This window comes from Bacillus sp. WC2503 (assembly GCF_052682895.1).
This window is the reverse complement of the sequence record NZ_JBQYMD010000001.1, coordinates 3324504-3346232: the sequence shown is the minus strand read 5'-3', so window position 1 is coordinate 3346232 and position 21729 is coordinate 3324504. Positions and strand designations below refer to the sequence as shown.

26 protein-coding genes are annotated in these 21729 nt (G+C 36.0%); 19 read left to right on the top strand and 7 right to left on the bottom strand.

The window, feature by feature from the left end; translation table 11 throughout:
- Positions 1 to 3 precede the first annotated feature (3 nt).
- Both ACUN26_RS17045 and corA read left to right on the top strand, forming a co-directional pair.
- The gene (locus tag ACUN26_RS17045) at positions 4 to 1308 is read left to right on the top strand and encodes a pyrimidine-nucleoside phosphorylase (RefSeq protein ID WP_001243091.1); all 1305 of its coding nucleotides are present in this window, start codon (positions 4 to 6) and stop codon (positions 1306 to 1308) included.
- Positions 1309 to 1517: 209 nt separating this feature from the next.
- Positions 1518 to 2480: a magnesium/cobalt transporter CorA gene (gene corA, locus ACUN26_RS17040; RefSeq protein ID WP_002039517.1), complete on the top strand. Its 963-nt coding sequence runs from the start codon at positions 1518 to 1520 to the stop codon at positions 2478 to 2480.
- A 36-nt stretch (positions 2481 to 2516) separates the two neighbouring features.
- Here the strand turns inward: corA and ACUN26_RS17035 are convergent, their stop codons facing one another.
- Both ACUN26_RS17035 and ACUN26_RS17030 read right to left on the bottom strand, forming a co-directional pair.
- Entirely contained in the window at positions 2517 to 3806 is a 1290-nt protein-coding gene (locus ACUN26_RS17035) for an NCS2 family permease (RefSeq protein WP_000676245.1), read from the bottom strand.
- Between the two features lie 134 nt (positions 3807 to 3940).
- Positions 3941 to 4612, bottom strand: coding sequence for an SIMPL domain-containing protein (locus ACUN26_RS17030; RefSeq protein WP_001161464.1), 672 nt, complete (start codon positions 4610 to 4612; stop codon positions 3941 to 3943).
- Between the two features lie 159 nt (positions 4613 to 4771).
- On the opposite strand from ACUN26_RS17030, the gene ACUN26_RS17025 reads away from it, so the two are divergent.
- The gene (locus tag ACUN26_RS17025; protein WP_001003306.1) at positions 4772 to 5191 is read left to right on the top strand and encodes a MarR family winged helix-turn-helix transcriptional regulator; all 420 of its coding nucleotides are present in this window, start codon (positions 4772 to 4774) and stop codon (positions 5189 to 5191) included.
- A gap of 102 nt (positions 5192 to 5293) precedes the next feature.
- Positions 5294 to 5839 carry a hypothetical protein gene (locus ACUN26_RS17020; protein ID WP_000821091.1) on the top strand — a complete coding sequence of 182 codons (546 nt, stop codon included), beginning with the start codon at positions 5294 to 5296 and terminating at the stop codon, positions 5837 to 5839.
- A gap of 24 nt (positions 5840 to 5863) precedes the next feature.
- Here ACUN26_RS17020 and ACUN26_RS17015 read toward each other — a convergent pair whose 3' ends face one another.
- From ACUN26_RS17015 to ACUN26_RS17000, 4 genes are read right to left on the bottom strand one after another with little or no spacing between them, the layout of a single operon-like run.
- Complete coding sequence (locus ACUN26_RS17015; protein ID WP_000486531.1) at positions 5864 to 6928, bottom strand: ABC transporter permease subunit; 1065 nt, start codon at positions 6926 to 6928, stop codon at positions 5864 to 5866.
- 12 nt (positions 6929 to 6940) lie between these two features.
- Complete coding sequence (locus ACUN26_RS17010) at positions 6941 to 8002, bottom strand: ABC transporter permease (protein WP_445540882.1); 1062 nt, start codon at positions 8000 to 8002, stop codon at positions 6941 to 6943.
- A complete protein-coding gene (locus ACUN26_RS17005; protein ID WP_000922133.1) occupies positions 7992 to 8873 on the bottom strand; it encodes an ABC transporter ATP-binding protein in 882 nt (293 codons plus the stop codon). The genes ACUN26_RS17010 and ACUN26_RS17005 overlap by 11 nt, the downstream gene beginning before the upstream one ends.
- Positions 8839 to 9258 (bottom strand): GntR family transcriptional regulator, encoded by a 420-nt coding sequence (locus ACUN26_RS17000; RefSeq protein ID WP_000548026.1) that lies wholly within the window; start codon positions 9256 to 9258, stop codon positions 8839 to 8841. Before ACUN26_RS17000 ends, ACUN26_RS17005 begins: the two co-directional genes overlap by 35 nt.
- A gap of 166 nt (positions 9259 to 9424) precedes the next feature.
- Here ACUN26_RS17000 and dacF point away from each other — a divergent pair, with 166 nt between their 5' ends.
- The 14 genes from dacF (at position 9425) to ACUN26_RS16930 (ending at position 20044) form a co-directional block, all read left to right on the top strand.
- Complete coding sequence (gene dacF / locus ACUN26_RS16995) at positions 9425 to 10615, top strand: serine-type D-Ala-D-Ala carboxypeptidase DacF (protein ID WP_000831987.1); 1191 nt, start codon at positions 9425 to 9427, stop codon at positions 10613 to 10615.
- Positions 10616 to 10785: 170 nt separating this feature from the next.
- A complete protein-coding gene (gene spoIIAA / locus ACUN26_RS16990) occupies positions 10786 to 11136 on the top strand; it encodes an anti-sigma F factor antagonist (protein ID WP_000059133.1) in 351 nt (116 codons plus the stop codon).
- Positions 11137 to 11577 carry an anti-sigma F factor gene (gene spoIIAB / locus ACUN26_RS16985; protein ID WP_001243394.1) on the top strand — a complete coding sequence of 147 codons (441 nt, stop codon included), beginning with the start codon at positions 11137 to 11139 and terminating at the stop codon, positions 11575 to 11577.
- Positions 11578 to 11589: 12 nt separating this feature from the next.
- A complete protein-coding gene (sigF, locus tag ACUN26_RS16980; RefSeq protein WP_000350732.1) occupies positions 11590 to 12348 on the top strand; it encodes an RNA polymerase sporulation sigma factor SigF in 759 nt (252 codons plus the stop codon).
- A gap of 135 nt (positions 12349 to 12483) precedes the next feature.
- A complete protein-coding gene (locus tag ACUN26_RS16975) occupies positions 12484 to 14010 on the top strand; it encodes a sodium-dependent transporter (protein ID WP_000450074.1) in 1527 nt (508 codons plus the stop codon).
- Positions 14007 to 14108 carry a methionine/alanine import family NSS transporter small subunit gene (locus ACUN26_RS16970; RefSeq protein WP_002093318.1) on the top strand — a complete coding sequence of 34 codons (102 nt, stop codon included), beginning with the start codon at positions 14007 to 14009 and terminating at the stop codon, positions 14106 to 14108. The genes ACUN26_RS16975 and ACUN26_RS16970 overlap by 4 nt, the downstream gene beginning before the upstream one ends.
- Positions 14109 to 14223: 115 nt before the next feature.
- Entirely contained in the window at positions 14224 to 14844 is a 621-nt protein-coding gene (locus ACUN26_RS16965) for a stage V sporulation protein AA (protein WP_000399262.1), read from the top strand.
- The gene (spoVAB, locus tag ACUN26_RS16960; RefSeq protein WP_000568664.1) at positions 14837 to 15253 is read left to right on the top strand and encodes a stage V sporulation protein SpoVAB; all 417 of its coding nucleotides are present in this window, start codon (positions 14837 to 14839) and stop codon (positions 15251 to 15253) included. The genes ACUN26_RS16965 and spoVAB overlap by 8 nt, the downstream gene beginning before the upstream one ends.
- A gap of 14 nt (positions 15254 to 15267) precedes the next feature.
- On the top strand, positions 15268 to 15726 hold the full coding sequence (gene spoVAC / locus ACUN26_RS16955) for a stage V sporulation protein AC (protein ID WP_000184907.1): 459 nt from the start codon (positions 15268 to 15270) through the stop codon (positions 15724 to 15726).
- Between the two features lie 13 nt (positions 15727 to 15739).
- Complete coding sequence (gene spoVAD, locus ACUN26_RS16950; RefSeq protein ID WP_001241169.1) at positions 15740 to 16756, top strand: stage V sporulation protein AD; 1017 nt, start codon at positions 15740 to 15742, stop codon at positions 16754 to 16756.
- A gap of 3 nt (positions 16757 to 16759) precedes the next feature.
- Entirely contained in the window at positions 16760 to 17110 is a 351-nt protein-coding gene (spoVAE, locus tag ACUN26_RS16945; RefSeq protein ID WP_000348323.1) for a stage V sporulation protein AE, read from the top strand.
- Between the two features lie 5 nt (positions 17111 to 17115).
- Positions 17116 to 17685, top strand: a complete 570-nt coding sequence (locus ACUN26_RS16940; protein ID WP_001254416.1) for a stage V sporulation protein AE — start codon at positions 17116 to 17118, stop codon at positions 17683 to 17685.
- Positions 17672 to 19144 (top strand): spore germination protein SpoVAF, encoded by a 1473-nt coding sequence (gene spoVAF, locus ACUN26_RS16935; RefSeq protein WP_000165603.1) that lies wholly within the window; start codon positions 17672 to 17674, stop codon positions 19142 to 19144. Before ACUN26_RS16940 ends, spoVAF begins: the two co-directional genes overlap by 14 nt.
- Before the next feature lie 96 nt (positions 19145 to 19240).
- Positions 19241 to 20044, top strand: a complete 804-nt coding sequence (locus ACUN26_RS16930; protein WP_002039528.1) for a Cof-type HAD-IIB family hydrolase — start codon at positions 19241 to 19243, stop codon at positions 20042 to 20044.
- A 30-nt stretch (positions 20045 to 20074) separates the two neighbouring features.
- Here the strand turns inward: ACUN26_RS16930 and ACUN26_RS16925 are convergent, their stop codons facing one another.
- The gene (locus ACUN26_RS16925; RefSeq protein WP_000850510.1) at positions 20075 to 20941 is read right to left on the bottom strand and encodes a DUF1002 domain-containing protein; all 867 of its coding nucleotides are present in this window, start codon (positions 20939 to 20941) and stop codon (positions 20075 to 20077) included.
- Between the two features lie 188 nt (positions 20942 to 21129).
- Here ACUN26_RS16925 and ACUN26_RS16920 point away from each other — a divergent pair, with 188 nt between their 5' ends.
- The gene (locus ACUN26_RS16920) at positions 21130 to 21567 is read left to right on the top strand and encodes a peptidylprolyl isomerase (RefSeq protein WP_000853789.1); all 438 of its coding nucleotides are present in this window, start codon (positions 21130 to 21132) and stop codon (positions 21565 to 21567) included.
- The last annotated feature ends 162 nt before the right edge of the window (positions 21568 to 21729 follow it).

Below are 21729 nucleotides of genomic sequence, written 5' to 3'. Positions count from 1 at the left end.
ACAATGAGAATGGTGGACCTAATTGCAAAAAAACGTGATGGACAAGCATTAACGACAGAAGAAATTAACTTTATTGTTGAAGGATATACAAATGGTGATATTCCTGATTATCAAGTAAGTTCACTTGCAATGGCAATTTTCTTCCAAGATATGAATGATCAAGAACGTGCAGATTTAACGATGGCAATGGTAAATAGCGGTGATACAATTGACTTATCAGCCATTGAAGGGGTAAAAGTAGATAAGCATTCAACAGGTGGAGTTGGTGATACAACGACACTTGTATTAGGTCCATTAGTAGCTGCTTTAGGTGTACCAGTTGCGAAAATGTCTGGGCGTGGTTTAGGACATACTGGTGGCACAATTGATAAATTAGAAGCAGTTCCAGGATTCCATGTGGAAATTGAAAATGATGAATTCATGCGTCTTGTAAATGAAAATAAAATTGCTGTTATCGGTCAAAGTGGAAACTTAACACCTGCTGATAAAAAATTGTATGCACTTCGTGATGTAACAGCAACAGTAAACTCAATTCCGCTTATTGCAAGCTCGATTATGAGTAAAAAAATTGCTGCTGGTGCAGATGCAATTGTTCTTGATGTGAAAACTGGAGCAGGTGCATTTATGAAAACAGATGAAGATGCAAAACGTTTAGCAGAAGCAATGGTACGTATCGGTAATAACGTTGGCCGTAATACGATGGCTGTTATTTCTGATATGAGTCAACCACTTGGTGAGGCTATTGGTAACGCATTAGAAGTACAAGAAGCAATTGATACATTACAAGGTAAGGGACCGAAAGATTTAGAAGAGTTATGTTTAACACTTGGAAGTCAAATGGTATACCTTGCTGGGCAAGCTTCATCTTTAGAAGATGCGCGTGAAAAGTTAATTGAAGTGATGAACAACGGTAAAGCGTTAGAATCTTTTAAAACGTTTTTATCAGCACAAGGCGGAGATGCATCTGTTGTTGATGATCCTTCTAAATTGCCACAAGCACAATTTAAAATTGAAGTAGAAGCGAAAGAAGACGGTTATGTATCGGAAATCGTTGCAGATGAAATCGGAACAGCAGCAATGCTTTTAGGAGCAGGACGTGCAACGAAAGAATCTGAAATTGATTTAGCAGTTGGCTTAATGCTTCGTAAAAAAGTAGGGGATAGCGTGAAAAAAGGTGACTCCCTTGTTACGATTTACGCAAACCGTGAAAATGTTGAAGATGTAAAAGCGAAAATTTATGAGAACATGAAAATCTCTAAAGAACACGTAGATGCACCAACTTTAGTACACGGAATTGTAACGAAGTAATAAAGTGAAACTTTAATCAGCGTGGGCTTTATCCCCACTGATTATTACCCTTCACTAACCGGGCGTTTATGAGCAGTTGATCCCAGACCTAACTTCTTTGCTTTCGCTGAATGTTGAGGTAGGGGTCTTACTGTACGTTAATATGGGATAAAAAAAGGCTGAGGAGATTTCTCCTTGGCTTTTTTTACTATTTTTTGTTTATAATAATAATGGGTGAAATTATGATTAGAATATGTGCAGTAACAAAAACAGATGAAGTATTATATGACGTTTCGCTAGAAGAAACAACGAAAGACCATATTGTATGGTATTGGCTAGATTTATATAAGCCAACGAAAGAAGAGTATACATATATTTTGCAAGACCATTTTAAGTTCCATCCCCTTGCAATTGAAGACTGTATAGAATATGTACAGAGGCCAAAGGTTGATTTTTATGATGGATATAATTTTTTAGTTCTCCATGGATTTGGTGAGGATGGATTAGAACCGCATGAAATCGATTTATTTATTAGTGATCGTTATATTGTTTCTTTCCATTTTTCTCATAACAATGCAATCGAAAGAGTATGGAAAACACTTGGCGAAAAAAAACGTATTAAGAAAGGTCCTTTGCATGTGGCACATACAATTATTGACCAAATTGTAGATGACTATTTCGCACCTGTTTATTACATTGAAGACCATTTAAATGCGATTGATGATAATTTAACGGGTGAGACAGCAGGAAGCGTGTTAGAAGAGGTATTTGATATACGTGCGGATTTATCTAAGCTAAGGCGGACAATTATTCCGATGCGTGATTTATTGTATCGTATTTTAAATTCAACTCGTTTTTACGGCATAAGTGATCATGAGATTTACTTTAAAGATATACATGACCATTTGCTTAAATTAACTGAAATGATTGAAGCGAGCCGAGAGTTGACGGCAGATATTCGGGATAGCTACTTTTCATTAAACTCACATCATATGAATAACATTATGAAAACATTAACTGTTTTCTCTACTATTTTCATGCCACTAACATTTATTGCAGGAGTATATGGAATGAACTTTTCACATATGCCAGAGCTTGGTGGGAAGTATAGTTATTTTATTTGTTTGTTGTTAATGGCGTTAATTGGTGGCGGAATGATGGCCTGGTTTTATAAAAAAGGATGGTTTAAATAAAAAAACACCGAGGTATTCACCTCGGTGTTTTTTTATTTAACCAATAGCATGTAATACAAACATGGCTAAGAATAGGCATGTAACGATATACATAGATGGTGCGACTTCTTTACGCTTTCCAAGTGCAACTTTTAAGATAGGGTAAGCAATAAATCCGAACGCAATGCCATCAGCGATACTATATGTGAGCGGGATCATAACGATAATTAAAAACGCTGGAAATCCTTCTGAAAAGTCGTTCAGAGGAATTTGTTGAATGCTTGTAATCATCAGACCGCCAATAATAATTAAGATTGGTGCAATGGCACTATCAGGAATTAATTTGACAAACGGAAGAGCGAACAGTGATGCAAAGAATAACATCCCAGTAACGATAGACGTCAGACCTGTCTTTCCGCCTGCTGTAATACCTGCGGCACTCTCTACTGTTGAAACGGTAGGACTTGTGCCAAATAGACCACATGTCATTGCTGAAATCGCATTGGCTTGGTAAGCACGTGGGAATTTGCGGTCATCTTCTAATAAACCGTGCAGAAGTCCCATGTTCTCAAAAATAAGCACCATGCTTAAGGAGAATGTTGCAATCCAAAACGGTAAGGAAGAAAGTTTCCCAAATGACATAGCTCCAAACACATCGCCGTAATTAGCGAATGAGAATGAACTATTTCCCATTTGACTCGTATCAACAAGACCAAATAGCCATGCAATACCAGTTCCTATTGCAATCGTCCATAAAAAGTTTCCACGTACGTTACGAATAAATAATACAAGTGCAACGATAAGAGTAAGCAATGTCGCAAGAACGACAGGATTACTTAATTTCCCCATTGCAACAGCAGTATTTGGATTCGAAACGACTAAACCACCTTTTTGCAATCCGATAAATGCTAAAAACAATCCGATACCGACAGTAATAGCTTCCTTTAATGACTTTGGAATCGATACTGAAAGCACGCGAGCAATTGGTGTAAACGCAGCAATTGCAAAAATAATACCAGAGATAAAGACAGCTGCTAATGCTTCTTGCCAAGTTAAACCGAGCGTATGCACAGCTGTGTACGTGAAGAATGCATTTACACCCATACCTGGGACAAGAATAGCAGGTGCATTTGCCCAAAATGCCATGAGCAGACATCCGACAAATGAACTGAAAACAGTTGCTAAAATTCCAGCTTCAAGTGGAATGCCGGCATCCGATAAGATTGACGCATTTACAATCATAATATATACGATTGTGAAAAATGACGTAACTCCAGCTAAAACTTCTTGTTTTGGTGATGTTTCGTGTAAGCCTAATTTAAATGTTCTTTCAAGTATTCCTTTCATGTTAAACCTTCTTTTTCATATCCCTCTCCCACCCGTGATATCTCTTTTGTAAGAGCTCACCGTCCTTTATTATATCAGAACATCATGTTTTTACAACAACGAAAATGATAACGTTTACTTATAAACGAAATTATTTATAAATACGTAAAAATAGCCCGTATAGTTGAAATGATTTCTAATTCTCCCGATTGAATAGGTGGAGCTGTTTGTGCATGCAAAGTAGCATAGGAAGCAATCTCCCGTGGTAATTGAGCAGATTCTTCAACGAGTGAGAGGGGGACAGGATTAATATTTAAATTGTATGTACTCGCAATAGCACGAGCTTTTTCTACCGCTTGATGCAGAGCCTGAATAAGAGCTTGCTCATAATATTTATTTGGATGAGATATTCGAAAACGTAAACCTTTTGCTACGTTTGCTCCATTTGAAACGGCTATATCATATACTTCCCCTGCTTTTTGTACATTTAAAACGGTAATTTCATACAAATGTTCCACACGATATCCTTGTAGTAACGCTTTATCATTTACATACTCGTATTGAGGAGTGATCGTATAAGAAATCGTTTCTATATCTTTATCAGCAATACCAAGCTGTTTAAGTGCATCCAGCAATTGTTTTGATTGTACTGCATTTTCTTCTTGCGCTTGTTTCACATTTTTACTATCAGTTCGAATGCCAAGTGTTAATAGAACAACATTTGGTTTCGCTTTGACAACACCTTCACCTTGTACAGTAATAGTCGCTTCTTTACCAGTATTAGCTGTGCGTACGTTGTGTAAATAAGGATTCATTCCACCCTGCATTTTCCATCACCATCCTTTTTATATGTATATGTGTGAACAAAAAAGAAATTTATATGAAAAAAGTTACATAAATGAGAATGTTGAGGAAAGAAAGCATATACAACATAGGTATTTATAGATTATAATATGTGTAAATATGATAAAAAAGGGACGAGGCTAGTGAACGAAAAAAGAGAAACACTGATTTTAGATTTATCCGCATCATTTCGAAAGATGATACGTTTATTACAAAATGATATTAATACACGCTTTGCAGAACATATGCCATATAATGAATTTTCTGTATTACGTGCGTTATTTTTAAACAGTCCACAGATGGCTTCGCAAATTGCGAGTGAAGTAAACGTAACCTCCAGTCATATTACAGCTGTTACAGATCGTCTCGTACGAAAAGGGTTTGTAGAAAGAAAGCGTTCAAATTCAGACCGTCGTATCGTGTACTTAGAAATTACAGAACACGGAAGAGAAGTAACTGAAAAACTTGAAGCTGTGCGTAAGGAATACTATAAAGAGAGATTTAAAGGTTGGAGCGACCAAGAAATAGAAATGGTATTAGAATTATTTGGCCGCGTATTATAATAAATGAGGATAGGAAGCGAAAGCTTTCCTATCCTTTTTCTTTTGAATAAAAATATTTTGAAACTCCAATACTTTAATTAAAAAGAATCGGAGTGAAAAATTATGAAACGTATTTTTACGCTTTTCATTATGATTGGAAGTATGTTCTGCTTTAATAAGTTCGTGGATGCCGCAACGCCAATTCATGTCGTTCAAAAAGAATTACAACATATTTCAAATAAGCAACCTGTTTTATATTCAAAACTATGGATTCGTTCTATGCAGAATGCCATTTTATTTCATCATAGTGATAACATGCGGCATGAAGATACGATAAGCAATGTGACAAAGTCTTCTCTTGTAAAAGTAAAACAACTTCCACTTCAGAAAGCATCACAGTACATCCCGAGATTATCACAATATATTGCTAAGTTTGAGGCTGAAAATGTTCAAGTGTATTATGTTGCAGCTCGTTATGAAGTGAAAAAAGAAAATCCGTATCAGTTAAATGGAATGAATTATTTTATGCAAGTGTTTATTCAACAAGGGGGAGAATGGAGAATTGCTGAAAGTATAGTTGCTCCAACAGATCAAATCGTAGCAAATGGTGACGGATTTGGAACGAAGCAAGAAAAAGAGTATGGGAAAAGAAGAGAGAATGTGAAATAACCTCCTCAAGAAGAGGAGGTTATTTTATTTGAAATTCCAAGAGACTTTCCATTTTAATATTTTAGGTAGAAGGAAGTAGGTAATTATGCTCGTCACGAAAAATCCAATGTAAAAATTCAGTAATGATTTGTCTCTCCCCAAGACTAAACCACCAACTATTCCTATAAAGAAAATAGCAAGGCTCATAACTATGTTTTGAAACTTCGGATATAGTAAGAAACTTCCATTTCGCTCGTTGACTGAACGAACATATAAATATAAACTGAGTGGTAACAAAATAATGATATATATAATAGGTGCAATCAATAATTTTGCTGAAGGGATTTTTGTAAAGTTGGGTTCGTTATGACGCACTCCATTATCATCAATATAAGAACTTTGTGGATCGTAATCAAAGCGAATAGTAAAATTTTCTGCCGGACCAGAAATCCGCATGTTTTCCATAACCCGATGCATATTGCCATTGTTCTCATGAAAGTCAATATTTGAGTGGACAGCGATGACTCCTGAGATAAGTGTTGGAAGTAATAATGGGAATATGAATATAGCTGCAGTGAGAAGTCCTTGCGAGATAAGATTCCCAGTTATTGTCCCTATACATAAGGCAAGTGTATAAATAGCAATTAATACAATTAACATGTATATAAAATAAGAATGGAATGGGGAAAATACTTGATATTTATTATGAAAAGTTAACTTTTTCATAATAGCAAATAGTCCCCAGTTTATACTAACAGCTGCTACAATGTTACAAATACCAAACAACCATTTTGTCATAAAAAGGTGTGAACGTTTAAAAGGCATAGACCAAAGAAAATCGATGGAGTTATTTTGCCTTTCCCAACCTATTAACGTACAGGCTAGAATGATAAGTGCACCACCTTGAAAGATGACAGGGTCCATAAGTAATAAACCAAAATTGTAATGATATACATATTCCCCTTCTTTTTGCATCTTTAGAAGGTATTGTTGTTCAATCGATGCCAAATAGTATTTGTATGACAAATTGTATAAGCTAACGAACCAAAAGAGCCATAAAACATATTTACTTTGTTGATACGTTCTTAGCCATAGTGCTTTTTGAAACATAGGATCTCTCCTTTAAAAAACTTTATAATTTGTTAGGCGTGATAATACAATATAAGTAATGATTCCAGCGAGAAACAAACCGATATAGTAGTTAAATAAGAAACTAAATTGATTTATTTTATAGCCACCTAGTAATGCAAAGTAAATGGTTGTTCCCCATATCCATATTCGTAAATGTTTTTGGAAAATAAATATCTTTTGAGTGTTTTCATTAGGCGATCGTGTATATAAAAATGAGCCAAGTAGTAAGTAAAATATTGTATACAAAATAGGGACTAACACTGATTTAGCCGAATAATACGTATAAGATGCTGGATCTCTTAAAGTAGTTGGGTCATTTTCTTTTTTGCGCGATTCAGGATTATATTGGTAATAGATCGCGAAATTATATATTGGTGCAACTATATTTGTTTTTCGATTGATTTCATCAAGCTGGTGATACAAGTTGGTATTTGTAGTATCTGTAGCCTGTAAATGGTTTATTGTAAAATTGTACGATAATGGAGTAAATGTAAGTCCCATTAGTAGCCATGGAATACAAAAAGCGATTTGTGAAACAATGCTCCCAGTAAAAGTACCGATACATAATGCAGCTGTATAGACTGCAACATAAGAAACAATTGCATAAAGAAAGTATCGATGAAATGGACTGAATGTTTGATACTCAAAATGAATGGTTGTTCTATAAATAATGTACATAAGGATCCAGTTTACAAGGAGAGACCCTATAATCCATAGTGAACCGAAAGCCCATTTAGAGAAGAAAATATCTTTTCTTGTAAATGGCATTTCCATAAGTAGGGTAATAGATTGGTTGCTACGTTCCCAACCTATTAATAGACAAGCTAAACAAATAATAAGAATAGTTAGCCAAAAACTATTACCTGTATTTGACAAAAAAGCATAATAGTAATAGAAAGTCCCCTTTTCTGAGAGTTCATAATAATTAGCAAGTTGCTGCTGAGCTGCTTTATAGTATCCGAAAGATAAAAGATAAAGTGTACTCAAGAAAAAGAGTAATACAGCATATTTCCCGCGTTTCCAATTCCACATCCATAGTGCCTTATGAAACATACCCATCCTCCTCAAGTATCGTAACGAAGACATCTTCAAGTGACATTGTTAACTCTTCAATAAGTATTGGTTGCTCTTTATAAAACTTTTCAAGCGTTGTAGCAACATTTCCTTCGATTAAAATCGTAAATACTTTTCCTGTTTGATTTAATATTTTAATATTGCTTAAGTTTTCTAGTTTTTGAGGTAATGACCGTTCATAAGCTACTTGTATTTTTGCAAATCGTGATTTTGCATCATCAAGTGAAGTAATAGATGCCACGGTATGGCCTTTTAACATAATGATTGTATCTGCAATTTGTTCCACTTCATCTAAATGATGAGTTGAGATGAAAATGGTAATCTCTTTTTCTGCAACTTCTCCAACGAGAAACTGCAAAATCTGTCTTTTAACGATAGGATCGAGCCCATTTGTCGGTTCATCTAAAATGATATACTCTGCTTTTGTAGCAACGGCTAAAATGATCGCAAGCAGCGCTTTCATTCCTTTTGAGTAACTACGAATCCGCTTGTTTGGTAAGTTAAAAAGTTCAAGCAGTTCGTAGAAATATGATTCATCAAATGCTGTATAAACTGCTTTATAAAATTTCACGATTTTTTTTACTGTATATCCGTTCAGTATGTTAGTAGAATCTGGGACATATACGACCTTTTGTTTCATTTCAGGATGCATATGAATATCTGTATCTTCATATGTAACCGTGCCTTCATCTGGGTCTAAAATGCCGATCATCGTTCGTAATAAAGTTGTTTTCCCCGCACCGTTTCTTCCGAGTAATCCGACGATACTACCTTTTTGTAATGTGAAAGAAACATCGTCTAAAATCGTTTGATTATCAATTGTTTTCTTCAAACTTGTCACTTTCAGCATCCATATTTCCTCCAATCTCTTTATAGTATGAATCTATCCAATCATGAATTTTATCTTTCGTAATCCCAAGATAAGAGGCTTCTAGTAATAATTGATGAAATTGCTTTTCAACCATAGCGATTTTCCTTTCGTCTAATGTTGGGGTAATCGATTGAGATACAAATGTTCCTTTTCCTCGTAACGTTTCAATAATCCCTTGTCGCTCTAATTCTTGATACGCTTTACTCACTGTATTTGGATTTATAACAAGTAATGAAGCGAGCTCGCGTACAGAAGGAAGTTTATCACTTGGAGCTAACATGTTTTTTAATACGAGTTCTTTTATATTTTGAACAATTTGTTCCCATATCGGAGTGTTGCTTCTTGGATCAAGTTGAATATGCAAGAGCAATGTCTCCTTCCTCATATGTATTAAGTGTACTACTATGCGTAATACACTTAATACAATATAGGGTATGAATGTGTTTGTCAACTGAAAAAAATAGAAGAATATGGTATTAAAAAATAATAAATTGGAAAAAATAGGTCTGATATAGAATGGAGGGTTAGTCATGAAGCGAGTTTTTGGAATACTTGTTTGTTTCATGTTATTGCTTTCTGGTACTTCAGTTAGTTTTGCACAATCTGAGAAAACGAAGCAGGAGAAAACAGAAGAAACCGCGCCGAAGTTAGCGGAGCAAGCATCGTCAGCAATCGTAATTGAGCAAGATACAGGTAAAGTTTTATTTGATAAAAATCCGAATGAAAAGTTACCACCTGCTAGTATGACAAAGATTATGACAATGCTATTAATTATGGAACAAGTTGAAAAAGGAAAACTAAAACTAAACGATAAAGTTAGAGCAAGTGAACATGCAGCTTCAATGGGTGGATCACAAATCTTTTTAGAACCTGGGGAAGAGATGACCGTAAATGAAATGCTAAAAGGTATTGCCATTGCATCTGGAAATGATGCATCTGTTGCAGTAGCAGAGCATATCGCTGGTTCAGAAGAAGGATTTGTAAATATGATGAACAAAAAAGCGAAAGATTTAGGGTTGAAAAATACACATTTTCAAAACCCGACAGGTCTCCCGGCTAAAGATCATTATTCTACAGCAAATGATATGGCTATAATGGCGAGAGAATTGATGAAGTATCCACTTATTCGCAAATACACAGGTAAATACGAAGATTACTTACGAGAAGATACGGATAAGAAGTTTTGGCTCGTCAATACGAATAAGTTAGTGCGTTTTTATCCTGGAGTAGATGGTGTAAAAACGGGCTTTACAACAGAAGCAAAATATTGCTTAACAGCATCGGCTGAAAAAAATGGCATGCGTGTTATTTCAGTTGTTATGGGAGCACCTACATCTAAAGAACGGAACAATCAAGTGACGAAGCTTCTTGATTATGCATTTGGTCAATATATGACGAAGAAAATGTATACGCGCGGTGAAAAAATTAAGACTGTACAAGTAGGAAAAGGTAAAAAAGAAAAAGTAGATTTAGTTGCATCAGATAATGTGTCTCTTCTTATGAAGAAGGGCGAAAATATGGACAAAGTAAAGCAAGAAGTAATTGCTGAAAAGAAAGTGAAAGCACCGATTAAAAAAGGTGATGCACTTGGCACGCTTGTTATTAAAAAAGATAAAGAGGTTTTATTAAAACAAACAATCGTAGCAAAAGAAGATGTTGCTGCAGCAAGCTGGTGGGAGTTATTTAAAAGAAGTTTTGGGATGTTTTCAACATCAAAATAGCGGCAAACATTTTGCCGCTTTTCTATTCGTATGTAAGTAAATAATTGTTGAATGGTTTCACTTTATGGCGAAATAGTTCTTCTTTTGTCAGTAGGAAGGATTCTTATGTTGTATCACGAAAATCTTTATGTATGTAAATGAGTAAAGTTTGAGCATAAGGAGGAAATCGTGTGAGTCTTTCCATGCAATTAGAAGTAAAACGTGACGTCCTATGTGTGAGACTAGCGGGTGAATTAGATCATCATACTGCTGAAGAGTTGCGAACGAAAGTGACAGATATGATTGAGACACATGGTGTTCATCACATTGTTTTGAGCCTAGAGAACTTATCGTTTATGGATAGTTCTGGTTTAGGTGTGATATTAGGCCGATATAAGCATGTAAAGGGATTAGGTGGAGAAATGGTTGTTTGTGCAATTTCACCGCCTGTTAAGCGTTTATTTGAAATGTCGGGCTTATTCAAAATTGTTCGCTTAGAAGAAAGTGAAGCGCACGCGCTCGCGACGTTGGGGGTGGCATAAATGAGAAATGAAATGAACCTTCAATTTTCAGCATTAAGTCAAAATGAATCATTCGCTCGCGTTACAGTGGCAGCATTCATTGCGCAACTAGATCCAACGATGGATGAGCTAACGGAGATTAAAACTGTTGTGTCAGAAGCGGTTACAAATGCAATTATTCATGGATACGAAGGAAATGCAGAAGGTACTGTTTATATTTCTGTAATTTTGGAAGAGGCAATGGTGAAACTCACGATTCGAGATGAAGGGATTGGCATTTTTAATTTAGATGAGGCAAGACAACCCCTTTTTACAACTAAACCTGAATTAGAGCGTTCCGGAATGGGATTTACTATCATGGAAAATTTTATGGATGAAGTAGAAGTTATTTCAAACGAATCTTTCGGGACAACAATCCATTTGACAAAATACTTATCAAATAGTAACGCTCTATGCAATTAAGGAGAATAGCCTATGGACATAGAGGTCAAAAATGAGAAGAAGAAACCTCAGTTAAAGGACCACGAGCTAAAAGCGTTAATTCAAAAAAGTCAAGGTGGAGATCAACAAGCAAGAGATACGATTGTTCAAAGTAATATGCGTCTAGTATGGTCGGTTGTACAGCGTTTTTTGAATCGAGGATACGAACCAGACGATCTATTTCAAATTGGATGTATTGGGCTCTTAAAATCGGTAGATAAATTTGATTTATCTTTCGACGTGAAATTTTCAACATATGCAGTTCCAATGATTATTGGAGAAATTCAACGATTTTTACGTGACGATGGATCAGTGAAAGTAAGTAGATCTTTAAAAGAAACAGGCAACAAAATTCGAAAGATGAGAGACGAGCTTTCGAAAGAATTCGGAAGGGCTCCAACGATTAATGAAGTAGCAGAGGCGCTAGAACTAACGCCTGAAGAAGTTGTTCTGGCGCAAGAAGCGAGTCGTCCTCCTTCATCGATACATGAAACCGTGTATGAAAATGATGGAGACCCTATTACTATTTTAGATCAAATTGCAGATCAATCTGAAACGAAATGGTTTGATAAAATAGCTTTAAAAGAAGCAATTAGAGAATTAGATGAACGAGAACGTCTTATTGTATATTTGCGCTATTATAAAGATCAAACCCAATCAGAAGTAGCAGAGCGCATAGGTATTTCGCAAGTACAAGTTTCAAGACTTGAAAAGAAAATATTAAAACAGATGAAAGATCGAATAGATGAATAACTGTCTATTCGATTTTTTTATGACTTTAATAGGAGGGAGTTGTTAATTTTCGCAAAAATTAACAGAATTTATTGATAATTTAGTTAATTTAAAATATAATCCAAGTATGAACTTGTCATAAAGGGGGAAGGAAACATGGAAACGAGGCAACAATGGGGAACGAGGGCTGGATTTATTTTCGCAGCGGTCGGCTCAGCCGTTGGATTAGGAAACATATGGCGTTTTCCTTATACAGCGTATGAAAATGGAGGAGGTGCATTCTTTTTACCGTACTTATTTGCATTATTAACGACTGGTATTTCATTGCTAGCATTCGAATTCGCTCTTGGGCATCGTCATCGTGGTTCTGCACCACTTACATTCTTCCGTATTCATCCACGTGCTGAATTTATTGGATGGTGGCAAATGTGTGTAACGTTTATCGTTTCAACATATTATGCAGTAATTATCGCTTGGTCTATTTCGTATACGTATTTTGCAATTACTGGAGCGTGGGGGAAAGACACGCAATCATTTTTATTTAAAGAATATTTACATGTTGCAGATAAACCAGGGCAATTTGGGGGGCTTGTGCCAGAAGTATTAATTCCGTTAGCTCTCGTTTGGATTATTGTGCTTGGCGTTGCATTCAAAGGCGTTAAAAAAGGAATCGAAGTTGTTAACCGCATTTTTATTCCTTTATTAGTTGTTATGTTTTTAATTATCGTTGTTCGTGCAGTGACGATGGAAGGTGCGATGCAAGGGTTAGATGCATTCTTTAAACCAGACTGGAGTCGTATTTTTGATGGGAAAGTATGGCTTGCTGCTTATGGACAAATTTTCTTTAGTTTATCTCTAGCATTCGGAATTATGATTACGTATTCTAGTTATTTACCGAAAAACTCAGATACAACAAATAATGCTTTTATTACAGGGTTTGCAAATTCAGGATTTGAATTATTAGCTGGAATTGGAGTTTTTGCTGCTCTTGGATTTATGGCAAATAACATGGGGGTACCAGTTGATAAAGTTGCGAGTGCTGGCGTAGGGCTTGCGTTTGTAGTATTCCCACAAATTATTAATGAATTACCGATGTCACCGTTATTTGGAGTATTATTTTTCTTATCGTTAACTGTTGCTGGAATTACATCACTCATTTCACTTGCGGAAGTATGCTTTGCGGCTGTATCTGAAAAATTTAGTTTGAGTCGTCAAAAGACGATTGGAATTATGGGAACACTTCTCGTGTTAGTTTCTCTTGTTTTTGCAACACGTGGTGGGCTTATGTTTCTAGATGTTGTTGATTATTTCGCTAATAATTTTGGATTAATTACAATTGCACTAGCTGAAGTGGTTACGATAGGTCTTATCTTGCGCCGTCTACCTATTTACCAAAATCATGCTAACTTTGTATCTGATATAAAATTAGGAACGTTTTGGAGAGTTAGTTTACTCGTTATTACTCCACTCATATTAGGGTATATGTTAATTGATGGTGTAATCCAAAATATTAAAAAGAACTACGGAGATTATCCGACGGAATTTGTTGTAACATATGGTTGGTCGATAGCGGCAGCATTCCTTCTAGTCGCACTAGTCATTGGTTTGAAAAAATGGAATGCACAAATACATTCAGATTCTGCCCAGCTTGAAAAAGAATGGAAAGATCGAGGTGTTTCATGATGAGTGGATCAGCGATCATGATGATGGTTATTGGTATCGTAGTCATTTGGGGAGGACTTGCATTAAGTATCGCAAATTTATTTAAGAAAAAGGCATAAGCTAAAAACATCTGTACCGAAACGGTACAGATGTTTTTTTATGAAAAAATTGTATTAGAAAAAAATTCAATAACCATACTACAACTACGAGGAAGAGTGAAGGGGTGAATGAAAATTGGAAGGAACGATTTATATTAAAATGCGCAATCGTTTAAAAATTTCTCCTGCGTATGAAATAAAGCTGAGTGATGTCGCTCAACTTGCAGGAGATTCTTTTGTAGTTGAGTCTTTACAAAATGAAATAGTTTACAACGTAACAGCACATGATAAGACGCATGTTGTAATTGATGTTATGAAAGTAATTGAAATTATTCAACAAAAAGCATCTCATGTACAAATTAATTTACTAGGTTCTGGACAAACTCTTGTTGAAATTATATATGAAAAAAAGAAAGTGCCCCCAATTTTCTTTGGGCTTGTATGGTTGTTGTTGTTCATTGGGGCGGCCCTTGCGATCATTTATTTCCATGAGGATGTAAGTATGCAACAAGTACACCAGCGGTTATATTACATGATTACTGGAGAGTTTAAGGAGCAACCACTATTATTTCAAGTTCCCTATTCAGTAGGTCTTGGATTAGGTATGGTTTTATTTTTTAATCATGTATTTCAAAAGCGAATTAATGAAGAGCCGAGTCCGTTAGAAGTTGAGATGTTTCAATATCAACAGTCGCTTGATCAATATGTAATTGTTAATGAAAACAAGGATAACACGAAACAGCTTGCCGATGATTGAATGTGGGTTTGTTATATTAATTGGTTTAGCTGGCGGGATTGCAGTAGGTAGCGGATATGTTGCCTTTTTGGCTGTACTTGGTATAATCCCTCGTTTAGCTCAATTAACGAGAAGTGGAAAGCATATTCAATATTTTGAGTGGGCTGTCATTGCGGGAACTTTAACTGGGGCTTGGTGTAGTTTGAAAAACATTACATTTCAAACATCGCAATATTGGCTTGTAATATTAGGTTTATTTTGTGGTACATTCATTGGAATGCTTGCTGCGGCATTAACGGAAGTATTAAATGTTTTACCTATTTTAGCGAAACGAGTCGGGGTAGAGGGGAAAATTGTTGTTTTACTCGTTGCTCTTGTACTTGGCAAAGTAATAGGCTCATTGTTTCACTGGATTTATTTCGTAAAGTAGGAGGCAATATATAAATGACAAACCGAAAACTGAAAGATGATTACATAAATAAAGTGAAGGAGTACCATCCAAAGCCAAACTATTTACTAAATTGTGTGAAGGCATTTCTTGTAGGTGGGCTCATTTGTACAGTCGGAGAAATATTGATGAAATTTTATATACATTATTTTCACTTTAGTGAACAAGAGGCAGGAAATCCGACAGTTGCAACTCTTGTTTTATTGTCGGCGATTTTAACAGGATGTGGTGTATATGATAAAATCGGTCAATTTGCTGGAGCAGGATCGGCAGTACCAGTTACAGGATTTGCAAATTCTATGGCGAGCGCTGCGCTAGAACATAAGAGTGAGGGGATTGTTCTAGGGATTGCTACAAACATGTTTAAGCTTGCAGGAAGTGTTATCGTGTTTGGCGTTGTTGGAGCATATATTATCGGATTAATAAGATATACTTTTAAAATTTTTATGTCTTAAAGGAGGGGCGAGTATGAGGTTGACAGGAAAACAAACGTGGGTATTTCAAAATGATATTTACGTAAATGCAACGGGTACTGCTGTCGGTCCGAAAGAAGCTGAAGGCCCTCTTGGAAAATATTTTGATATTTCATATAATGACTTGCATTGTGGAGAGGAAAACTGGGAACTTGCTGAACGAAAATTAATGTCAGACTCAATGCAACAAGCAGTGCAAAAAGGGAATATAAAAACATCACAAATTGATTTCTTTTTAGCGGGCGATTTATTAAATCAAACAGTGACAGCGAATTATGTTGCGCGTCAGTGGGGGATTCCTTTTTTAGGAATGTTTAGCGCTTGTGCGACGTCAATGGAAACTTTAGCAGTTGGATCAGCATTTATAGACGGTGGATTTGCGAATCGTGTCTTAGCTACGGTGAGTAGTCATAATGCAACGGCTGAAAGGCAATTTCGTTATCCAACAGAGTATGGGGGACAAAAGCCAGAAACCGCAAATTCAACTGTTACAGGTGCAGGGTCCATATTAATTAGCAAAGAAAAAAGTGCAATTAAAATTACGGCAGCTACGATTGGAAAAGTGCAAGATTTAGGAATTATGAACCCTTTAGATATGGGATCGGCAATGGCACCAGCTGCTGCTCATACAATCCAACAGCATTTTGAAGATTTAGGAAGAAGCGCAGCTGATTATGATTTGATTGTTACTGGTGATTTATCGGCTGTTGGGACACCAATTGCAAAACAACTTTTACTTGAGGAAGGTTATGACCTTGGGCATATATACAATGATTGTGGATTAATGATTTATGATTCAAATCAAGAAGAAGTGTTTGCAGGTGGCAGTGGTTGTGCTTGTTCCGCTGTTGTCACATACGGCCACTTATTACGTGAAATGCAAAAAGGGAATTTACAACGCATTTTTGTCGTTGCAACGGGGGCTTTATTGAGCCCAATGATGATGCAACAAAAGGAAACGATTCCAACAATTGCGCATGGTGTTGTGTTTGAAAGAGTTAAAGGAGAGTGAATTGTGGATTTTGTATATGCATTTCTTGTAGGAGGAGCGATTTGTGTAATTGGACAAGTATTGTTAGATTTTGCAAAGTTAACACCGGCCCATTTAATGGCAAGTTTTGTAGTTGTCGGAGCCATTTTAGACGGATTCGGATTGTATGATAAGCTTATAAAATTTTCAGGTGCTGGAGCAACAGTCCCTATTACAAGTTTTGGACATTCACTATTACACGGAGCAATGCATGCGGCGGAAAAACATGGGTATTTAGGAATTGGTATCGGCATGTTTAGTTTAACGTCTGCGGGCATTTCCGCAGCTATATTATTTTCATTTTTTGTAGCACTTATATGTAAACCGAAAGGATAAATCAAATGAGACGAAGGGTTGTTTTGGTAACAGATGGAGATGAATATGCAAAGCGGACAATTGAGCTGTTAACAAAGGAATTTGGGGGCAGGTGTATTTCAGCATCGCAAAGTAATCCAACCAAATTGACAGGGAAGAAAGTTGTTGAGCTTATTATGCAAACGCCATATGACCCTGTATTTGTCATGTTTGATGACAGTGGATTTATTGGAGAAGGATCTGGTGAAAAGGCTTTAAAATATGTAGCCACACATAAACAAATTGATGTACTTGGTATTTTAGCGGTAGCATCTAATACACATCATTGGGAATGGGCGCGTGTAGATGTAAGCGTAGATCGGAATGGGAATTTAACAGAATACGGTGTTGATAAATTTGGACTTCCAGATGGTGAAATTGGCAGGATTAGTGGGGATACGATTTATTGTTTAGATGATTTGAATGTTCCAGTCATTGTGGGGGTCGGTGATATTGGCAAGATGTGTGGAAATGATGAATGGGAGCGAGGATCACCTATTACTAGAAAAGCAATTCAATTAATTTTGGAAAGGAGTGGGTTTTATGACGAAGCCTAAAAAAGTGAATATCCCGATTTCGTCTTTTTTAAGTGATAATGAAAATTACTTAAAGCAAACTGTTGGATTGGGTGTCACATATGATGTTGGTATTCGTAAATTTCAAATTTTAAACAAAGAAATTGGTGTGTTATTTGTAAATGGACTTTGTGATACGAATTATATTATCCCTATTTTAGAAGAAGCGGTGGATACAAATGAAATAAGGGATGTAGAAGAAGATACAGTAAAGCTTTTAGAGAATCGTTTAATTCATCAACAAGTAAGTAAAGTAAAAACGATGGATGAAGTAATGCTCCAAGTATTATCAGGGCTTATTGTTATATTTGTGGAAGGTGAAACGGAAGCTTTTGCAATTGATGTTCGTAGTTATCCGGGGCGGACACCGACAGAACCAGATACAGAAAAGGTAGTACGTGGTGCAAGGGATGGTTTTGTTGAAAATATTGTTGTAAATACAGCGTTAATCCGTAGAAGGATCCGCGACCCACGTCTTCGAAATGAAATGGTTCGAGTAGGGGATAGATCACAAACCGATATTTGTATTACATATGTACAAGATGTTGCAAATCCAGATTTAGTGAAGATTATAAAACAAGAATTAAATAATATTGAAGTAGATGGGATTACGATGGCGGATAAAACGGTGGAAGAATTTGTAGTCAAACAAGGTTATAATCCATTCCCGCTTATTCGCTACACAGAAAGGCCAGATGTAGCAGCGAACCATTTGTTAGAAGGACATGTGTTAGTACTTGTTGATACATCACCAAGTGCTATGATCACTCCAACAACATATTTCCACCATTTACAGCATGCAGAAGAATTTAGACAAAATCCAGCTGTAGGTACATTTTTACGTTGGGTACGTTTTTTAGGTGTTATTTTCTCGTTATTTTTATTACCATTTTGGTTAGTATTTGTATTTGATCCAACTCTTTTGCCACCGAATCTTGCTTTTATTGGACCGACTAAGATGACGCATTTACCAATTTTATTACAAGTGTTAATGGCAGAGGTCGGACTTGAGTTTTTAAGAATGGCTGCCATTCACACTCCGACGTCGTTATCGTCTGCGGCGGGGTTAATTTCTGCTATATTAATTGGTCAAATTGCCATTGATGTAGGGTTGTTTGTACCAGAAGTTATTTTATATGTAGCTGTTTCGATGATTGGGGCATATGCAACACCGAGCTATGAATTAGGACTAGGAAATAAGGTTGGGAAATTGTTTGTAATTATTTTAACAGGTCTCTTCCATGAGATAGGGTTTGTAATTGGAATGACGATATTGATTTTATTTTTAACGTCTATAAAAAGTTTACAAACACCGTATTTATGGCCGTTTCTACCATTTGATTGGGGCGCGTTAACGAAAATTTTACTCCGACCAACTATGTCTAGTTTAAAAGTGCGTCCTAGTATTGTGCGACCTCAAAATGTAAGAAGACAAAAATAAACGGGATTATGCTCCCGTTTATTTTTTTATTGAAAATTTATTTTTTTTTAACAAAAACCAAACATTTTTTGTGTACACTTAGAGTAGATATTGTGTATGAAAGGGGAAGAGGACATGATTAAATTATTTGTAAGTGATTTAGATGACACGCTCGTTTACAATGTGAATGATATGCAAAAAGAAGATGAACGTGCACTTTGTTGGCTAGCTGAAAAAGGGACAAATATTTGTTTTGCCTCTGGCCGCTTTACTCACCGAATTGATGAAGTCGTAAAAAAGTTTTCATTCCCGTATTACACAACAGGTTTAAATGGGGCGACAATGTTACTGCCGGACGGTAAAATATTTCATGAATCAAGTTTTGAAGATAGTGTTGCCCAGGAAATATATCGATATATACATAACAAAGGACTAGCAGATATTGTTTGTGCAAATGAGCAGCGATATACAAAAAGAAAAAATGAAAATCATCATACTTTTGAAGAGTATATGGGGGTACATATTGCTGAAATAGAAGCGTTAGAAGAAGAATTTGGTAAGACTGTACATCCAGCGAAATTATTTGTATTTGGAGAAGAAGAGAAAATTGTAGTATTAGATCAAGAGTTACGAAATACGTTTCACAGTGAAGCGGAAGTTTTTATATCAGGTAAACGTTATGTTGATATTATGCCAAGGGGTGTAAGTAAGGGGAGTGCTTTAAGGCGACTAATGGAACATTTAAAAATTGAAGCAAATGAAGTTGCCTGCATTGGAGATTCTTTTAATGACATTTCAATGTTTGAAGTAACCCCGCATTCATTTACTCTTCATCATGCTCATCCATATGTGAAGGAGAAAGCAAATCATGTTGTTCGTTCGGTTGAAGAAGCTGTTATGAAATTACCGTTACTTGTATAAAAAAGAAGCTCGTCACTGACGAGCTTCTTTTTACTTGAATAAAGATTTAACAAAATCAATGATACTTGAGAAGAAATCTTTAACTTTATCTAGGAAACTTTGCCCTTCTTCAGACCCTAAAAAGGCAGAAACGTGTTCTTTTGCTTTATTTAACTGACTGCCAACTTGATTCCAATCGATATTAAGATTTTTCATTTTATCAAATAACGCTACTAAGTTATCCAACTGTTCATCCGTTAATGTAATGCCGAGTTGATCAGCAATTTTTTTAATTAATGAACGTAAATCTTCCGTTGTTTTTGGCTGCTCTTTTGCAATCTCTTCTTTAATTTTTGCAACAAGTTGAACTGCTTTTTCTTCACCAATTTTATCGCCGAGCTGGGCCGTTTGCACCATTTCTTCATTGGCTACTTTTTTTACTTCCTCAGGAATTGCTTTGTTCGATGTTGTTTCATAGGCCTTCATTAAACCTGTTAAAGCAGCAGTTCCTGAAACTTTAAATGGTGCAGTAATTTGAATCTCTGCATCTTTCACACCTGCTGTAATAAGTGCGTTTGTGTACATTGCATCTGTTATTGAATTAATGTTTTTTGAACGTACAATGAGACCAGATCCTGGCTTTGTGTATGTAATCATAGAAGAGGAAATTGCTCGCGTACCAATTTGTGCTTTTGGAACAATTCCTTCTAGAAATTTATGTTCTTCCGCATTAGACACAGTAATAATTGTAGCATCTTTCGGTGCTTTCATTTCTTTTAACAGATCTTGTTTTTGTTGTTCAGATAAGTTTTCTCCTAGTGTAACAATTGATTCTCCCTCAATGATGTCTGCAAATGAAGCTGTTGGCATCATAAATACCGTTACAGCTAATAGCAGAGCTAGTAATTTCGTTTTCACGAAAAATCGCTCCCTTTCTCTTTCTAAAATTTTCGGGCAACACAGTTATTATAGTATATATTTCTTATTTGTCACCTAGCTTTGTCCACATTTCGAAAAAGAAGTATGTAGATTGTCGGATTCTTTTTTGTTTCTAGTCATGAATGTGGTAATATAGTGCTGAGATACTTGAAAGGAGACATATACATATGAAAACTTTAGGATACATATTAATGGAAAATGGTGAAAAAATCGAATTGGAATTTTTCCCAGAAGAAGCACCGAAAACAGTAGAAAACTTTAAAAAATTAGCAGAGCAAGGATTTTATGATGGTGTGACATTCCACCGCGTTATTCCTGGCTTCGTAAGCCAAGGTGGAGACCCAACAGGAACAGGTGCAGGTGGCCCAGGTTACTCTATCCCATGTGAGACTGATGGAAATCCTCATAGACACCTTGTAGGATCACTTTCTATGGCACATGCTGGCCGTAACACAGGTGGTAGCCAATTCTTTGTTGTTCATGAGCCACAACCGCATTTAGATGGCGTACATACTGTATTTGGTAAAGCGACAAGCGGTATTGAAACAGTATTAAACATGCGTCAAGGCGATGTAATGAAAGAAGTTAAAGTTTGGGAAGAGTAAGTTATGGAAAAAGGGAGCTTTTGCTCTCTTTTTTATTTTTTAAATAGGAATGAGTATTTTCTTTACAGTACATGATACAAACTGTACTGTAATTGTTGCTAAAATATATGACTTATGAGAACAAACTTTTAACAAATTACATAGAATACACTAGATTATATG

Coding starts and splice junctions, on each gene's coding strand:
- ACUN26_RS17045 (WP_001243091.1), top strand. CDS start 4: ATGAGAATGGTGGACCTAATTGCAAAAAAACGTGATGGACAAGCATTA.
- corA (WP_002039517.1), top strand. CDS start 1,518: ATGGGTGAAATTATGATTAGAATATGTGCAGTAACAAAAACAGATGAA.
- ACUN26_RS17035 (WP_000676245.1), bottom strand. CDS start 3,806: ATGAAAGGAATACTTGAAAGAACATTTAAATTAGGCTTACACGAAACA.
- ACUN26_RS17030 (WP_001161464.1), bottom strand. CDS start 4,612: ATGCAGGGTGGAATGAATCCTTATTTACACAACGTACGCACAGCTAAT.
- ACUN26_RS17020 (WP_000821091.1), top strand. CDS start 5,294: ATGAAACGTATTTTTACGCTTTTCATTATGATTGGAAGTATGTTCTGC.
- ACUN26_RS17015 (WP_000486531.1), bottom strand. CDS start 6,928: ATGTTTCAAAAAGCACTATGGCTAAGAACGTATCAACAAAGTAAATAT.
- ACUN26_RS17010 (WP_445540882.1), bottom strand. CDS start 8,002: ATGTTTCATAAGGCACTATGGATGTGGAATTGGAAACGCGGGAAATAT.
- ACUN26_RS17005 (WP_000922133.1), bottom strand. CDS start 8,873: ATGCTGAAAGTGACAAGTTTGAAGAAAACAATTGATAATCAAACGATT.
- dacF (WP_000831987.1), top strand. CDS start 9,425: ATGAAGCGAGTTTTTGGAATACTTGTTTGTTTCATGTTATTGCTTTCT.
- spoIIAB (WP_001243394.1), top strand. CDS start 11,137: ATGAGAAATGAAATGAACCTTCAATTTTCAGCATTAAGTCAAAATGAA.
- sigF (WP_000350732.1), top strand. CDS start 11,590: ATGGACATAGAGGTCAAAAATGAGAAGAAGAAACCTCAGTTAAAGGAC.
- ACUN26_RS16975 (WP_000450074.1), top strand. CDS start 12,484: ATGGAAACGAGGCAACAATGGGGAACGAGGGCTGGATTTATTTTCGCA.
- ACUN26_RS16970 (WP_002093318.1), top strand. CDS start 14,007: ATGATGAGTGGATCAGCGATCATGATGATGGTTATTGGTATCGTAGTC.
- spoVAB (WP_000568664.1), top strand. CDS start 14,837: ATGATTGAATGTGGGTTTGTTATATTAATTGGTTTAGCTGGCGGGATT.
- spoVAC (WP_000184907.1), top strand. CDS start 15,268: ATGACAAACCGAAAACTGAAAGATGATTACATAAATAAAGTGAAGGAG.
- spoVAD (WP_001241169.1), top strand. CDS start 15,740: ATGAGGTTGACAGGAAAACAAACGTGGGTATTTCAAAATGATATTTAC.
- ACUN26_RS16940 (WP_001254416.1), top strand. CDS start 17,116: ATGAGACGAAGGGTTGTTTTGGTAACAGATGGAGATGAATATGCAAAG.
- spoVAF (WP_000165603.1), top strand. CDS start 17,672: ATGACGAAGCCTAAAAAAGTGAATATCCCGATTTCGTCTTTTTTAAGT.
- ACUN26_RS16930 (WP_002039528.1), top strand. CDS start 19,241: ATGAAAGGGGAAGAGGACATGATTAAATTATTTGTAAGTGATTTAGAT.
- ACUN26_RS16920 (WP_000853789.1), top strand. CDS start 21,130: ATGAAAACTTTAGGATACATATTAATGGAAAATGGTGAAAAAATCGAA.